Raw genomic sequence first — 15,208 nt, forward strand, 5'->3', positions numbered from 1 at the left:
ATCATGGCCGAGGATGCGAGCGGTGTTCCGGCCGGCACGAAGGCGAACCCGCGGCTGGCGATCCTGCTCGCGATGGCGATGTTCGTGCTCGTCGTCGACACCTCGTTGATGAACGTCTCGATCGCCTCGGTGGTCCGGGACCTCGACACGACGGTGAGCGGCGTCCAGTCGGCGATCGCGCTCGAGGCACTGGTCTCCGCCGCGTTCATCCTGATCGGAAGCAAGGTCGGCGACCTGATCGGCCGCAAGCGCGCGTACCTGCTGGGACTGTGCGGGTACGCGGTCGGCGCCTTGGCGATGTCGGTGGCGCAGAGCCTCTGGGCGATCATCGTCTTCTGGGCCCTGGTGGGTGGCCTCGGGGCGTCGCTGCTGCTGCCCGCCATGCAGTCGCTCATCCACGGCAACTTCGACGGAGCGGCGCAGACGAAGGCCTACGCCCTGGTCGGCGCCGCCGCCGCGCTGGCTGCCGCGATCGGGCCGCTGCTCGGGGGTTTCATCACCACCTACCTGTCCTGGCGGGTGGCGTTCCTGCTCGAGGCCGCGGTGATCGCGGTCGTGCTGATCGGCCAGGGGCTCATCCACGATGCGCCGTACACGGGCTCCCGGCGGGTGGACGTGGTCGGCGCCTGCCTTTCGGTCGTGGGGATGGGCGGCATCGTGCTGGGCATCCTGGTATGGCAGGAAGGTGGAGAGTTCGTCGGCCTGATCCTGGCCATCGGCGTGGCCGGGCTCGCCGCGCTCGCCTACTGGCTGCGGCGGCGCAAGCGCCGCAACGAGCCGACGCTCCTCGACCCAGGACTCTTCAGCTCTGCCGTCTTCAAGCTGGGGGTCTCCCAGCAGATGCTCCAGCAGATCGCGCTGGGCGGCACGATGATCGCGTTGCCGATCTATCTGCAGATGGTGCTCGAGTACAACGCGATGGAGGCCGGCCTGTCCCTCGCGCCGCTCTCGCTCAGCATGTTCGGGATGGCGATCCTCGCCGAGAAGCGGGCGGGACGGCGGCTGCCGGGCACCATCGTCAGGTGGGGATTCGCATTGCTGACCACGGGCCTGGTGCTGCTGATCCCGATCGTGCCCCGGGCCGACTCCGGCTGGGCCCTCGTCGGGCCGCTGCTGCTCGCGGGCATCGGTCTGGGCCTGCTGGTGTCCCAGCTGAACAACTACACGTTGTCGCCGATCTCGCAGGAACGGGTCAGCGAGGCTGCCGGCGTCAACTCTGCGGCGGGTTCGTTCGGTCTGTCCTTCGGTCTGGCGTTCGCCGGCGCCATCATGCTCGCGACCCTGTCCTTCACGTTCACCAACCTGGCGCAGTCGAGCACAGTCCTGCCGCCGGCCCAGCAGGAACAGGTCGCCACCGCGCTGGAAGAGGACGCGGAAGTGATGACCAACACCGAGCTCGACAAGCTGCTCGCCACGCAGCCGCCGGAGATTCGCGCGGAGATCATCGACATCAACACGACCGCGCGCCCGATCGCCCTGCAGGTGGCGCTGGGCATTCCGATTCTCGCCGCACTCGCCGGCCTGGTGAACTCGTTCCGGATGGTGCGCTTGCAGGGCCCTCGGGTCACTGCCGCTGACTGAGGTTGTGCTCGACGGCGCCGAACAGGGTGCGGGCAACCAAGCCGACCATGATCAGGTCACCGAACATCTGGATCGTGGTCACCGCGCGGGCTGCTCCGGACACGGGCACGATGTCGCCGAAGCCGACGGTCGCGAAGACGGTCACGGTGAAGTACGCCGCGTCGAGCCGGTTCATCGGCTCGGAGAAACTCGCCGGCTGGGCTTCGGCCATCAGGACGTAGGTCGTCGCGAAGACCGCGAGGAACAGCGGCACCGACGTCGCCAGCGCGCCGATCGCCCGGACCCGGGGGTAGGGCGACTTGGCGATGTCGAGGACCTGCCATCCCAGCACGAGTCCCACGACGACCAGCCCGAGGACCAAGGCGGCCACGGGCAGGCCGCTGTCGAGGCGCATGGGCAGCAAGAAGTAGCCCACGACGATGACCAGCCCGACGAGCAAGGATCGCAGCAGCGACCTCGTGGCGAGTCGGCGGCGGGTCCGCGGGGGGAGCAGCCGGTAGTCGACCTCGGCGCCTTTCACAGCTCAAGTCAAGCCCGGACTCCGCGCTGGTGGTTCATCCGGCGGGGGTGATGCTGGCCCGGCCGGGTCCGGTGTTCGGTGGAGCTTTCACCGAGCAGCGCCGGAGCACGCGACTCGACCAGGACCGCAGGGGAGGGCAGCATGAGTGCATCGACGCCGATGGCGACGACACCCACCGCCGTGCGCACGACGAGGTCAGCGCCTGCCGACCGTGGATCGCGCCGTTTGACTCCGTCCGACCGGGCCCGTTTGGGGCTCGCGGCGCGGGCCGCGCTGCCGCCGCGCGAGCAGGCTGAGCTGGTGCTGCCGCCGGACCGCCCGGATCCAGTCTCGCTGCTCGAGGAGCAGGCCCGGTCCCGCGTGCCCGACCTGGTGCCGGTGCGGCACGGCAGGATGCTGGTATCGCCGTTCGCCTTCCTGCGCGGCAACGCCGTCGGGATGGCGACCGACCTCGCCGTGGCGCGCGTGTCCGGCCTCGGAGTGCAACTGTGCGGTGACGCCCACCTGTCGAACTTCGGGGTTTTCGGATCTCCCGAACGGCGCCTGCTCTTCGACGTGAACGACTTCGACGAGACCATCGCCGGTCCGTGGGAGTGGGACGTCAAACGCCTCGCCGTGAGCCTGGTCGTCGCCGGCCGGTGCAACGGCTTCTCCCGCAAGGAGCGCCGCAAGAGCGTCCTGGAGACGGTACGCCGCTATCGCGACGCCGGCGCGGAGTTCGCCACGATGCGCGCCCTCGATGTCTGGTACGCCCGCGCCGACATCGACGAGGTCCAGGAGATGCTGCGCGCCAAGCTGAGCTCGAGCCGGCGCCGGAACGTCGATCAGGCCTTGCTGAAGGCCCGCGGCAGCGGCAGCCTCAAGTCGTTCGCCAAGCTCACCGAGCTGACCGACGACGGGGTCCGGATCAAGGCCGATCCGCCGTTGGTCGTGCCGATCGCGGACTTCCTGCCCGACCTGGACCGGGAAGAGCTCGAGACCGGGGTCAGGAACCTGCTGAACCTGTACCGGCGGTCGCTGCCGACCGAGCGGCGGGTGCTGTTCGACCAGTACGAGTTCGTCGACATGGCCCGCAAGGTGGTCGGGGTGGGCAGTGTCGGCACGCGCTGCTGGATCGTGCTGCTGCGCGGCAGAGACGACGGCGATCCGCTGTTCCTGCAGGTCAAGGAGGCAGGTCCTTCGGTGCTCAAGGGGAAGGTCCCTACTGCGCTCCGGCAGCGGTCTGCCCCGCGCAACGACGGGGAGCGGGTCGTGGTGGGGCAGCGCCTGATGCAGGCGGCCAGTGACATCTTCCTCGGCTGGCAGCGGACCGAAGGCATCGACGGACAGACCCGCGACTTCTACGTCCGCCAACTGCGGGACATGAAGGGGTCGGCTGTGGTCGAGAAGATGGATCCGGCCGGCATGATGATGTACGGCCAGCTGTGCGGCTGGACGTTGGCGCGGGCGCACGCGCGTTCCGGTGACCGGATCGCGCTGGCGACGTACCTCAACAGCGACGACGCGTTCCCCGAGGCGATGGCCGAGTACTCCGAGGCGTACGCCGACCAGAACGAGCGCGACTACCGGGCCTTCGTGGACGCCGTCGACAGCGGCCGGCTGGAGGCCGAGAGCGGACTGTAGCCGGCCTCGGCTAGGTGCCCGACTCCGCGGTCGAGCGGGCGTCTCGCGGTGCGTCGGCTCGATGCCCGCAGTACCGGAGGATGTTTTTCAGGGCGACGTGCAGGGCGTCGGCTCCGACCACCCGTTCGGTCGGGAACGGCACGTCCACCGGAACGGCGACGAACGCGCGGTCCTGCCAGCCACCCAGCCCGCCGTGACACCCGACCAAGCCCTCGAAGGCAGCGACCTCCTCGGTGCCGGGTTCGACCAGGCTGTTGACGTAGATGTCGGGCGCTTCGGGGCGCAATGCCGCCCGGCGGACGAAGGCCGGGGCGTTCGGTCCGAACGGGGCCAGCGGGTCGACTCCGTCGACGCGACCGTCGTTCAGCCGGTGCCGGCCCGCGGCGCCCAGCGCCACCGGCCCGGCGACCTCGTCGAGGACGACGACGAAGCCGACACCCGGATGCGTGACCAGGCCGGCCACCAAGGCGGGATACCGGTCGTCGAGCTGAGCCCGGGTCAGTCGCTGCCGGGCGCCGCGGACGTAGATGAGTCCGAGGTTCCCCGACCCGAACACGTGGAACTCCTCGTCGCCCTCGGCCTTGCCCGAACGGCGGCTGGTGCCTGCGTCGACGGCGTCGGCCTCGTCGTGCCCGCGGCGCTGCATGGCCTCGGCGGCGTTGCGCATGGTCCGGCCGCTGACGCCACTCCCGGTGGCCAGTTCGTCCACCAGGATCCGGGTCCGGCCCCACCCCTCGACCGGTTCGGACGAGACGGCGACATCCGCCGCCGCGAGCCGCGACACGACGACGGCGAGCTCCTCGCCGTACCGGTCCGCGAAGGTCGTGCCCTGCGCCTGGCCGTGGTCGGACAGGATCACGAAGCGGTAGCGGCGTGGAGCGACGGACGCGATCAGCTCGAGCTGATGGAGCACGCGGTCGACCGACTCCAGCGCCTCGAGGCTCTCCGGGCGCAGGATTCCGGCATGGTGGGCGACCTCGTCGTAGTCCACGTAGTCGACGTAGATCGACCTGGTGCCGCGCAGCATGTGGGTTGCGACGAGTGCCGTGTTGATGTCGCGCAGTGCGCCGTTGGTCACCGCACGCAGGGCTGCGGTCGACCATGAGCGGTGGCAGCGTGGGCGAACGTCCCGCCGAACCCCGCGGCGGGCCTGGAACCGGTCCCGCAGCAGTTCCGAGATCGAGCGGGACAGCCCGCGGGTCAGCCCGCTCGGACTGGCGACGAACCGCGCCACCGCCCACCGGGTGATCTCGCCGCGGCCGGCCCGCCGGCTCATCGTCAGCGCTGCCTGCGGGGCGTCGCCGGTGAACAGGTTGCTGATGCTGACACCGCCGTCCACGAGCAGACCCCGCCTGGTCGTGAGGGCCGCCTCGATCACGGCGGCGTCGGCCGGGCGGTTCGCCACCAGGATCCTGTCGTTGGCACGGTCGTACCAGCGGAACGCGGGGATCCCGTCGATCACGCCGTGCAGGATGCCCATCTGGCTCGCCGGTGTCGTGGCCGGCAGCTTCGGCGTCCACTCGTGCAGCCGGTGACTGCCCGAACGGATCCAGCGCGACAGCGTCGGCACCGTCCCGGCCGTGACCGCCATCTGGAGCACCGGGAACGGTACGCCGTCCAGCTGGACGAAGACCACGCCGTCCACGTCGGGGTCGTCGAGCTTCACCGGGCGGCGACGGGCGGACGACACGAGCCGCTCGACCAAGGCCTCGTCGGTGCCGGACGTACTGAGCCAGCCGACGACCGTGCCGACGATGCCGATGATCCAGGCAACGAAGAACGCGTCCCAGAAGCCGTCCACCTGCACTCCCGGCAGCAGCCAAGCGGCCACGAGGACGAGCAACGCCTGTCCGACGAGCGCCAGGACCAGCACGCCTATCCACCCCAGTCGCACGGCTCCCGCCACCAACAGCGGCTGCAACAAGACACCCGCGAGCCCCAGCACGATGGCGAACCCGAGCGGAGCGAGCGGCAGATCCGCATGGAACCCGGGCACGATCGCATCCGCGAGCAGGACCGCCAGTGCCGTTGCCACAAGCCACAGCGCCACTGACGCCAGTGACGAGTACCACCGCCGGTGCCGCACGCCATGGGCCAGATGTCCGGCGAGCTCCGATCGCCGGTCGGAACTGGCCGTTGACGTCATTCCACTGCTCCGGGACGGCTCGGGTCCGGTGCGGACGATCGGTACAGATCCTCGACGACGACTCCCGCGGACTCGAACAGGCCGATCAGGTCCACCAGGTCCAGCACCCGGTCGGCGGGGACCTCCACCCGAATCACCGTGCAGGGCTCCATCGCGGCGATCCGCTGCCCCGGGAAGGCGGCCCGCAACATCGGGCCCAGTTCGCCGACGACGGTGAACTCGTACGCCGTACAGGGTTTCCGGTGTGCGATCACGGTTCCTCCTCACCCGCTTCCTCTTCCGTGGGTGGCGCCTCGTCCTCCGAAGCCACCACGGACCGGACCTCGACCAGGTCGAGACCGAAGGCACGCAGGCGCTGCAGGAATCCGTGCAGCGCAGCCTGGTCGGTGAACATACCGGTCAGCACTGTCCGCATCTCCAGGGTCGTGATCGTGACGTCCCCGAGCTCAGGCAGCAACTCGTCGGGCACCGGACCGACAACGCGGATCTCGTACGTCGTCAGAGACATACGATCCATCGCACCGCCGAGGTGGGGGTTGTGTCGTCATCCCTGTGGTATGACCGGGACGAACGACGTCCGGCGTGCGGTCGCTCGAAGATCCTGATGGCGGCCACACGCCGGACGGCTTCGGGTTGTTAGGCGAGCATCTCTCGCAGCTCGGCCTCCTGGTCGGCCGAGAGGTTGGACTGGATCAGTTCGCCATGGAGTCCACGCTCGGCCAACGCGGCCTTCACCTTCTCCGGCACGGCCTGGCTGGTCATCACGAACAACGCCGAGGTTCCGGGGGTGATCTTGTCGCGGGCGGACTTGATGAAGTCGTCGTCGATGCCGACGTCGCTCATCGATCCGGCCAGCGCACCGGTCGCCGCGCCGATGGCCGCGCCGAACAGCGGCACGAAGAAGATCAGCCCGAAGAGCATCCCCCAGAACATGCCGCCCATCGCCCCGGCGCCGGCCAGGTTGTGCAGCTGCCGCGTCTTGGGCTTCTTCTTGCCCGGCTCCCACGAAACCGTCGCCGCGTCGTGCAGCTGGATGAGTTCCTGCTTGGCCAGGGACTCCAACGTGGTGACCGCGTCGTCGGCTGCCGTCGGGCTTTCGAACTTCCACACCGTCAGTGTCGCCATCGTGTGCTCCTTGGATCGGTCGGTACGTCATCTGCAGCCTTGACCGGCAGCAGGGCGACCGCCTCATCCCCACCGGGTGAACGGAGCCGGGCCGGCCGGGCGGGATCCGGCGAATCATCCGTGCCGGGTGATGCGACCGGACCGGCGGCGTGGGGAAGGTCTGGAGAACGTCGCCGGACAGGAGGCCGACGCATGACAATGCCAATGCCGTCGCACGCCGCCGACAGGGCGCCGCGGGTGAACGCGGGCCGCCTCTGGGCGGGCGGAGCCGCCACCGCTGCCGTCGCCGCGCTGGTCGCGATCGTGGGGATCCTGCTCGCCCGCGGCGTCTTCGACCTGGCCGTGCTCGCCCCCGAGGGCGAGGGGGTCTGGGGCGACGCGGACAGCTGGACCTATGCCGCCTGCTCGGCCGCCGCCGCCCTCCTGGCCACCGGGCTCGTCCACCTGCTGATCCTGTCCACGCCCAGTCCGCTCCGGTTCTTCCGCTGGGTGGTCACCCTCGTCACGCTGGCCGCCATGCTCGCCCCCTTCGCCGCCGAACGCTCCTGGGAAAGCGTGGCCACCGCCCTGATCAACCTGGCCATCGGCATCACCATCGGCACCCTCATCTCCAGCACAGCCCGCAGCGCAACCACCACCACCCCACCCGGCCCGCTCCCCCCAACCCCGTAGGCACACCCCGCTCACACCCCTTGCTGTGCTGCGCTCCTGTGCCCGCGCACGGTGCTGCGGAACGCGATCGGAGCCTGCCCGGTGCGCCGGTGGAAGCACCTGCTGAAGTGGGTCGCGGTACGGGCCTAGTCCTCCACCCGATGTGTACGCGCGAAATCTCTCTCGACTACATCGCGGAACCGCAGGTACGCCGGATCAGGCTCCGGGGCGCAGTCAAGTGGGCCAGGCGCAGTACGAGGACGGACAGCAGATGGCGCCGGGCCGCGGTGTGGATTGCCAGGGGCAACTGCCAGAGCGCCTCGAACTCCAAGAACACCGTCCCGACTGCCGCCGGAGAGCTGTTCGGAAGCAAGGACCCGTCCGCGGTGGACCGCTGGGTGGCCGCGGACTACATCCAGCACAGTGCGCCGGCCGCCGATGGTCCTGAGGCTCTGCGCCGGCTGGTCGCCGGCCTGCCGGAGGACTTCCGCTACGTGAGCGCCCGCGTCCTTGCCGACGGTGACCTGGTGGTCCTGCACGGCACCTACCACGGCTTCGGCCCCGACCCGCTGGTCGGTTTCGACATCTTCCGCGTCGACGGAGACGGCAAGCTGGCCGAGCACTGGGACGCCCTGACTCCCGTCGTCGCCGATACGGCCTCCGGTCGTACGCAGACGGACGGTCCCGCCGAGGTCACCGAGCCGGACAAGACCGAGGCCAACCGTGCCCTGGTCGGCGAGTTCGCACAGAGGGTCCTGGTCGGCGCGGACTATTCGGTGCTCACCAACTACATCTCCACCGCGACCTACGCCCAGCACAACCCAGAGGCCGCCGACGGCCTGGACGGGTTCGCCGCCGCCGCTCACTGGGCCGAGCAGGGTAAGAACCTCGCCTACAAGACGGTTCACAAGGTCATCGCCGAGGTCGATGGCGGCCTGACGGAGTTCGGTAGGGGGGTGGTAGCCGAGATGAACCGGGTGGGGATGGTAGTCGACGCCGCGCACTGTTCCTACCGCACGTCGATGGGTGTCTTCGCCGCCTCGGCTGCGCCGGTCGTGCTCTCCCACACGGCGGCGCGTGCAGTGCACGATCATGAGCGCAACGTGTGGGATGACCAGATGCTGGCGTGCGCGGCCACCGGTGGCGTCGTCGGGATCAACGGCGTGGGGATCTTTCTGGGCGCCAACGATGCGAGCACCGAGGCGCTCGTCCGTCACCTCGACCATGCCGTCGAGCTGGTCGGGTGGGAGCACGTCGGGCTGGGGCTGGACTTCTGCTTCGGCGGTGTCGATGCCGAGCTCGCCGAGACCCCCGACCTGTTCCCGCCGAGCTACACGCAGTGGGACCGCGTGGAGTTCATCGAGCCGGAGCGCCTGCCCGCCATCACGGCTGCCCTGGTGGACCGCGGGTATGCGCCGGAGGCCGTCGAGGGGATCTTGGGCGGCAACTTCCTGCGCGTGGCGGAGAACGTGTGGCTGTGAGGAGCACACTCAGGTCAGGAGTAGATATGACTGGACCATCTTCACCCCGCCGCGTTGTGGTCGTGGGAGCCGGAGTAGTCGGGCTCTCGTGTGCGTGGTTCCTGCAGGAGCACGGCGCGGAGGTCATCGTGCTCGAACGGTCGGGGGTGGGGGCCGGTGCGTCGTGGGGCAACGCCGGTTACGTCACGCCCGCCATGGTGGCGCCGCTCCCGGAGCCGGCGTTGCTGCGCGAAGGCGTCCGGAGCCTGCTCACCCGGGGTTCGCCGGTCACGCTGAGCGGGCGGCCTGCCGCTACGACGCTGGCGTTCCTGACCGGCTTCGCCCGGCACTCGACCGCGCCGCGTTGGCGGCGGGGGATGGCGGCGCTGAGTCGGTTGGCCGTGGATAGCCTCGGCGCTTTCGACGAGCTCGCCAAGGGCGGCGTGCCGGCGGAGGTCCACGAGCGGACCATCCGGATCGGGTTCACCGCCGGTCAGGACACCGCAGTTCTCGAGCACGAGCTCACCGCCGCCCGCGCCGCCGGGCAGGACGTGACCCATCGGATCTCCGCCGGGCACGAGCCGCCGTTCTCCGACCGGATCACGCAGGTCCTGCACCTGGAAGGCCAGCGGTTCGTGGCGCCGGGCCAACTCCTCGACGCGCTCGCCGGCTCGGTGCGCGAACGGGGCGGTGAGATCGTCGAGGGAGCCCTTGTGCGGTCGGTCGGGTTCGGGCCCGGCGCGCTGCAGGTGGACACCTGGACCCGGCCGCCGTACCGGGCCGATGCCGTCGTACTGGCCACGGGCGCGTGGCTACCGGAGCTGGGACGCCGCCTCGGCGTCCGGGTGCCGGTCCAGGCCGGGCGAGGCTATTCGTGCAGCATCCGGCTGGCCGAACCGCTCGCGGGCCCGGTCTATCTGCCCGGCGTCCGCGTCGCGCTCACCCCGTACGGCGAGCGGGTCCGCGTCGCCGGCACGATGGAGATCGCCGACCGGGACGCGCCGTTCGACCGGCATCGTCTCGACACGATCCTGCGCTCGATCCACCCGCTGATCGACGGCGCCGACTGGGACGACGTACGCGAGCCGTGGGTCGGGTCCCGGCCGCTGACATCCGACGGGCTCCCGGTGATCGGCGTGACGAACGTTGCGGGCGTGTACGTCGCGGGTGGCCATGGCATGTGGGGAGTCACGCTAGGGCCCGTCACCGGCAAGCTGCTGGCCGCGCAGATCATGAGCGGCACCGCCGCGCCCGAGCTGGCCCCGTTCGATCCGCTGCGTCGCGGGTGAACTCGCGCTGCTTCCCTTCCAACTAGTCGGAGGACCCTGATGAGCCAGGGCGCAGTCACCCCGCCGCCCGCACCGTCGTACCGCAGGCAGGGCAATCTGCTGCTGTTGTCAGGCCAGGTCGGCGTCGACGAGAGCTGGCGACCCGTCACCGGGACGTTCCACGACGAGGCCCGCGCGGCCTTCCACAATGTCCGCCGGGTCCTGGCCGACGCCGGCGCGGTGCTACGGGCGAACGCGGATGATCGTCTTTCCCTTGGTTCGCTCAGTGGAATTGAAAGCAGTCACGGCACCGTCGAGAGTCGCCACCGCGCCGATGTTAGTGCGCAGCCGCCCGTCCCGAACCCGCTGCACGATCTCACCCAGCTCGGCACGGTCGGCTGCGACCACGAAATCCACCGCCAGGCCGTCAGCCGGCCGGGCCTCGACCGGGCCAACGACGGACACCAGCGTTCCGCCGGCCTTGATCATGGCCGCGGAGGTCTTCTGGACGTCGCCGCCGATGACATCGAAGACCAGATCGACTTGACCGACGTCTTCCAGCGCATCATTCCCGAGGTCGACGAACTCGTGTGCGCCGAAGTCGAGCGCCTTCTCACGGTCGGCGGCGCGTCCAGTGCCGATGACGTAGGCACCGGCCTCGCGTGCGAGCTGCGTCACCATCGTCCCTACTGCGCCGGCCGCACCGTGCGCGAGGACGCTCTGCCCGGCTTGAAGACGGCCGTGCTGGAACAATCCCTGCCACGCGGTCAGACCTGAAATCGGAAGAGATGCGCCGACAGTGAAGTCGACGTCGCCCGGCAAGGGGGCGAGGTTGCGTGCCTCGATCGCGACGTACTCCGCCAGGGTGCCGTCGCGGTGCCAGTCGGCGAGGCCGAACACCCGCTGCCCCACCGACAGCCCCGTCGTGCCATAGCCGAGGGCGGTGACCACTCCGGCCAGCTCGTGGCCGGGGATCGACGGTGTCCGGCTGCGGTCGAGGCGATCAGTCCAGGTCGAGGGCCACGCCAGCTCGGTCGGGACGAATCCCGATGCGTGAATCCGAACGACGACGTCGTTGATGGCTGCTGCCGGCTCGGGTCGCTCGGTGAGCGTCATCCCTGCCGTTCCCGCAGCCTCGTTGGTTACCACGATCGCTTTCATTGCGCTTGTCTCCTCTGTCGTCTGGTCGCTCGGCGGTTGAACGGATGGCTGCGGATGGCTAGGCACGAATCCGGATGATCGTCTGTCCGCTGACTCGATCGGTCGGATTGAAGGCGGCGATGGCGTCGTCGAGCATCGCGACGGTGCCGATGTTCGTCCTCAGCCGCCCGTCCCGCACCCGCTGGACGATCTCGCCCAACTGGGCGCGATCGGGCAGGACTACGAAGTCGATCGCCAAACCGTCGGCAGGCCGCGCCTCGGGCGGCCCGGCGATGGTCACCAGAGTTCCTCCCGTCCGAATCACGCCTGCGGATCGCTGCTGGATCTCGCCGCCGATGACGTCGAACACCAGATCGACTGTGCCGACGTCTTCCAACGCGTCGTTCTCGAGGTCGACAAACTCCATCGCCCCGAAGTCGAGCGCCTTCTGGCGGTCGGCGGCGCGTCCGGTCCCGATGACGTAGGCACCGGTCTCACGTGCCAGCTGAGTCACCATTGAGCCGACCGAGCCGGCCGCACCGTGCACGAGAACGCTCTGGCCGGCCTGCAGGCGGCCGTGGTTGAACAATCCCTGCCACGCGGTCAGACCCGGCATCGGCAGGCTCGCCCCCACTGTGAAGTCGACGTCGGCCGGAAGCGGTGCGAGGTTGCGTGCCTCGATCGCGACGTACTCCGCCAGCCCGCCGTCGCGATACGAGTCCGTGAGGCCGAACACCCGCTGTCCGACCGCCGGCCCGGTCGTGCCGTAGCCGAGAGCGGTGACTACTCCGGCCAGCTCCTGCCCGGGAATCGACGGTGTACGGTCTCGGTCGAGGCGATCGGTCCAGGTCGAGGGCCACGTCAGCTCACCCGACGTGAACCCCGAGGCATGAACCTGGACGACGACGTCATTGATCGCCGGCTTCGGCTCGGGCCGCTCCACCAGCGTCATGCCGGACGTTCCGGCAGCCTGGTCCGTCACCACGATCGCCTTCATCCGCCGCCTCCCTGTCCTCGCCTGCACGCCCCGCTCGGTTCACCTGTACCTGTAGCACCGGGAACCCATCGTCTTACCACTCTGATCGCTGCGTCATTCCTGCAGCTAGGTCTCTGGCCCGGCGCTTCTACCTCGTCCACCGGATCAGGTTCACCCATCGATCGCTCCGATGTCGTCATCTGCTGTCCCTCTCGGCCATCCTGTGTAGCTCTCCATGCTGGGTGTGCGGGTTGCGTGCAGCGGCGACGGTGAACAGAGTGGCGAGGAAGGCAAGCCCGCCGTACCCGAGTGCGATCTGCGGTAGCGAGTAGACGTTGGAGAGTCGGGCGGAGATGAGGCTGGGAACAGTCGCGCTGCTGTAGCTGAGTAAATAGACAACGGCGAACGTTGGCGCCCGGTCGGACAGAGTGCTGCCGAACAGCAGGCCACGAGTGGCGGCGCTGATGGCGATGCCCTGAGCGGCTCCCGCGATGATGGTTGCGGCGATGAACAACGGCAATGCGCCGGTGGTGATCGCTGTGATCAGTCCGATCCAACCGGCAAGGAAGGCGATCATGCCGACGCGCTCAGCCGCCGCCGGTGACAACCGGCCGCCTAGAGGTGCGCCGAGGGCGCTAGGGCCCATGTAAGCAGCGAACACCAGTCCGAGGACGAGCGAGCTGCTGGTGCGAAGTTGATCTGCGATCAGCGCGGGTACGAAGGCCTGGTAGAACGCCCCGGTCGCCCAGGTGGCCAGGAACACCGCGGCCGCGACGGGAAGTAGATGCCTGGCTCGAACCGGTATGCGAACGCGAGGATGCAGTGATTGCCAACCGCCCGGCGTCGGGGGCACGGTCTCCGGGCTGATCGCGACGAGTGCGGCAGACAGCAGGAGCAAGCCGATGACGACCAGATAAATGAGGTCACGTGGCCATGGGCCGAACTGCACGAAGGCACCGGACGCGATGGCGCCGACGGCGAGACCGAGCATGACTGTTTGGCTTGATGCGACCGAAGCCAACCAGGTCGGCCTGGCCGGCGCGGCATCGACGATGTAGGCGGTGAGACTGCTGCTGGCCAACCCGGCGCCAAGGCCCATCAGGAGCCGACCGGCGATCAGGATGCCGACGTCGTGCACCTTCAAGAGCAGCAGACAACCCAGTACGAGCAGCCCGAGGCTGGCGATCGCGGTGGGCCGCCGGCCCACATGATTGGACAGCCGTCCCAGCACGAGCAATGTGCTGAGAGTGGCGGCGGAGTAGGCGACGACCGTCAACGAGATGTCAGCGTTGGTGAACCCTTCCTCGGCCCGGTAGATGTTGAAAAGGGGGATGGTCGAGCCCACCGCAGCAAACACGGCTACCAGGGCGACCACTGCGGAGATGAACGCCAGCCGGAGGGTTGCGTCCCGGCGGGCGAGGTCGATCGCTGGTGTCAACTGCTGTGTCTTTCTCGTGTTTTGACGAACCGCCCCGGGTGTCGGGTCGTCCTGTTTGGTTCGTTGCGTCCCGTCGCACCGTCTTACCGGCGATTGGTCCAGGTGGTGAGGAAAGGTCGGGCGGTGGTCGTGACACAGGGGAGGTATGCCTATGGAATCTGTTGCGAACTCGGTGCAGTTGCCGCCGCTGGACAATCCGAACGAGCGGGTGGCGGTTGGTGAGGACCTGCAGCTCGTACTGCAGGATCTGATCGATCTGTCGCTGATCGGGAAGCAGTTGCACTGGAGCGTGGTCGGAGCTGCCGCGCGTGGAGTGCATCTGTTCCTCGATGAGTTGGTCAAGGAGTGGCGCGAGCTCGCAGATGTCGTCGCCGAGCGAGCCATGACGTTGGGCTCTGTCCCGGACGGACAGAGCTCGACGGTGGCGGCCGGATCACGTGTCGAACCTGTCGCGGTGCGGTCGCTGGCCGATCACGCAGTGGTCTGGGAGCTCGGTCGTCGGGTGGCAGCGGTGGCTGAGCGGATCCGTGCACGGCTGGGCTCGATCGGTGCTGCGGATCTGGTGACACAGGACGTGCTGGTCAGAGTGGTCGGGATGTTGGAGAAGCAGCAGTGGCTGTTGCGTGTACAGCTCGGTGAGAAGGCGTAATGGCTGTCACCAGGGGATTTCTTGGCCGGCGTGCCGCAGACCCTACGCGGGTACCGCCCGGTCAGTACGTCACGCGAGACTTTCCGGTGTTGTCGGCCGGGCCGACCCCGTACACGCGGTTGGACGCGTGGGATTTCACGATCCGGGGCGCTGTGGACAAGCCGGTCTCGTGGTCGTGGGCGGAATTCCAGGCGTTGCCCCGCGAGGAGTTCACCGTCGACATCCACTGCGTGACGAAGTGGACGAAACTGGAGATGACCTGGTCGGGGGTCTCTCTCGACACGTTCCTCGATGCGGTGCCGACCCAGGCGCCGTACGCCCTGGCGTACTCCGACGGCGGCTACACCACGAACATTCCGCTGGCAGACCTGCAAGGTGGAAAGGCCTGGGTCGTCGACGAGTACGACGGGCAGCCACTTGATCCGGAGCATGGTGGGCCTGCGCGTCTGCTGGTACCGCACCTCTACTTCTGGAAGAGCGCGAAGTGGATCCGTGGGTTGGAGCTGCGGACCGACGATCAGCCCGGTTTCTGGGAGATGTTCGGCTATCACAACTACGGAGACCCGTGGAAAGAGCAGCGGTACTACGGCGACTGACGTGGCAGACCGGCATAGTGATCGGGACGGCTTTC

At 68.8% G+C, this 15,208-nt stretch carries 15 protein-coding genes; 7 read left to right on the top strand and 8 right to left on the bottom strand.

Annotation, left to right across the window (positions count from 1 at the left end; all coding sequences use genetic code 11):
- Positions 1-3 precede the first annotated feature (3 nt).
- Positions 4-1,581, top strand: coding sequence for an MFS transporter (locus AB0H36_RS28225; RefSeq protein ID WP_360529796.1), 1,578 nt, complete (start codon positions 4-6; stop codon positions 1,579-1,581).
- On the opposite strand, the gene AB0H36_RS28230 is transcribed toward AB0H36_RS28225, so the two are convergent.
- Complete coding sequence (locus AB0H36_RS28230; protein ID WP_360529799.1) at positions 1,565-2,101, bottom strand: potassium channel family protein; 537 nt, start codon at positions 2,099-2,101, stop codon at positions 1,565-1,567. The two genes, AB0H36_RS28225 and AB0H36_RS28230, sit on opposite strands and share 17 nt — an antisense overlap.
- Before the next feature lie 141 nt (positions 2,102-2,242).
- Between AB0H36_RS28230 and AB0H36_RS28235 the strand changes: the two genes are divergently transcribed.
- Positions 2,243-3,724: a DUF2252 domain-containing protein gene (locus AB0H36_RS28235; protein WP_360529802.1), complete on the top strand. Its 1,482-nt coding sequence runs from the start codon at positions 2,243-2,245 to the stop codon at positions 3,722-3,724.
- 10 nt (positions 3,725-3,734) lie between these two features.
- On the opposite strand, the gene AB0H36_RS28240 is transcribed toward AB0H36_RS28235, so the two are convergent.
- The 4 genes from AB0H36_RS28240 to AB0H36_RS28255 form a co-directional block, all read right to left on the bottom strand.
- Entirely contained in the window at positions 3,735-5,759 is a 2,025-nt protein-coding gene (locus AB0H36_RS28240; protein WP_360529805.1) for a phage holin family protein, read from the bottom strand.
- A gap of 107 nt (positions 5,760-5,866) precedes the next feature.
- Positions 5,867-6,124 (bottom strand): hypothetical protein, encoded by a 258-nt coding sequence (locus AB0H36_RS28245; RefSeq protein ID WP_360529807.1) that lies wholly within the window; start codon positions 6,122-6,124, stop codon positions 5,867-5,869.
- Positions 6,121-6,378 carry a hypothetical protein gene (locus AB0H36_RS28250; protein WP_360529810.1) on the bottom strand — a complete coding sequence of 86 codons (258 nt, stop codon included), beginning with the start codon at positions 6,376-6,378 and terminating at the stop codon, positions 6,121-6,123. Before AB0H36_RS28250 ends, AB0H36_RS28245 begins: the two co-directional genes overlap by 4 nt.
- Positions 6,379-6,506: 128 nt before the next feature.
- Positions 6,507-6,995 (bottom strand): DUF1269 domain-containing protein, encoded by a 489-nt coding sequence (locus AB0H36_RS28255; protein ID WP_360529812.1) that lies wholly within the window; start codon positions 6,993-6,995, stop codon positions 6,507-6,509.
- Between the two features lie 192 nt (positions 6,996-7,187).
- Between AB0H36_RS28255 and AB0H36_RS28260 the strand changes: the two genes are divergently transcribed.
- From AB0H36_RS28260 to AB0H36_RS28270, 3 genes are all read left to right on the top strand, one after another.
- Positions 7,188-7,667 carry a DUF6069 family protein gene (locus tag AB0H36_RS28260; RefSeq protein WP_360529815.1) on the top strand — a complete coding sequence of 160 codons (480 nt, stop codon included), beginning with the start codon at positions 7,188-7,190 and terminating at the stop codon, positions 7,665-7,667.
- Between the two features lie 266 nt (positions 7,668-7,933).
- The gene (locus tag AB0H36_RS28265) at positions 7,934-9,127 is read left to right on the top strand and encodes a membrane dipeptidase (protein ID WP_360529817.1); all 1,194 of its coding nucleotides are present in this window, start codon (positions 7,934-7,936) and stop codon (positions 9,125-9,127) included.
- Positions 9,128-9,153: 26 nt separating this feature from the next.
- Positions 9,154-10,395, top strand: a complete 1,242-nt coding sequence (locus AB0H36_RS28270; protein ID WP_360529820.1) for an FAD-dependent oxidoreductase — start codon at positions 9,154-9,156, stop codon at positions 10,393-10,395.
- Positions 10,396-10,617: 222 nt separating this feature from the next.
- Here AB0H36_RS28270 and AB0H36_RS28275 read toward each other — a convergent pair whose 3' ends face one another.
- The 3 genes from AB0H36_RS28275 to AB0H36_RS28285 form a co-directional block, all read right to left on the bottom strand.
- Positions 10,618-11,535, bottom strand: coding sequence for an NADP-dependent oxidoreductase (locus tag AB0H36_RS28275; protein ID WP_360529823.1), 918 nt, complete (start codon positions 11,533-11,535; stop codon positions 10,618-10,620).
- A 58-nt stretch (positions 11,536-11,593) separates the two neighbouring features.
- Positions 11,594-12,511, bottom strand: coding sequence for an NADP-dependent oxidoreductase (locus AB0H36_RS28280; protein WP_360529826.1), 918 nt, complete (start codon positions 12,509-12,511; stop codon positions 11,594-11,596).
- A 175-nt stretch (positions 12,512-12,686) separates the two neighbouring features.
- Positions 12,687-14,123 (bottom strand): MFS transporter, encoded by a 1,437-nt coding sequence (locus AB0H36_RS28285; RefSeq protein WP_360529829.1) that lies wholly within the window; start codon positions 14,121-14,123, stop codon positions 12,687-12,689.
- Here AB0H36_RS28285 and AB0H36_RS28290 point away from each other — a divergent pair.
- A complete protein-coding gene (locus AB0H36_RS28290; protein WP_360529832.1) occupies positions 14,080-14,577 on the top strand; it encodes a DNA starvation/stationary phase protection protein in 498 nt (165 codons plus the stop codon). The genes AB0H36_RS28285 and AB0H36_RS28290 overlap by 44 nt on opposite strands.
- A complete protein-coding gene (locus AB0H36_RS28295) occupies positions 14,577-15,173 on the top strand; it encodes a sulfite oxidase-like oxidoreductase (protein ID WP_360529835.1) in 597 nt (198 codons plus the stop codon). Before AB0H36_RS28290 ends, AB0H36_RS28295 begins: the two co-directional genes overlap by 1 nt.
- The last annotated feature ends 35 nt before the right edge of the window (positions 15,174-15,208 follow it).

This window comes from Kribbella sp. NPDC050820 (assembly GCF_040653975.1).
Lineage (GTDB): Bacteria > Actinomycetota > Actinomycetes > Propionibacteriales > Kribbellaceae > Kribbella.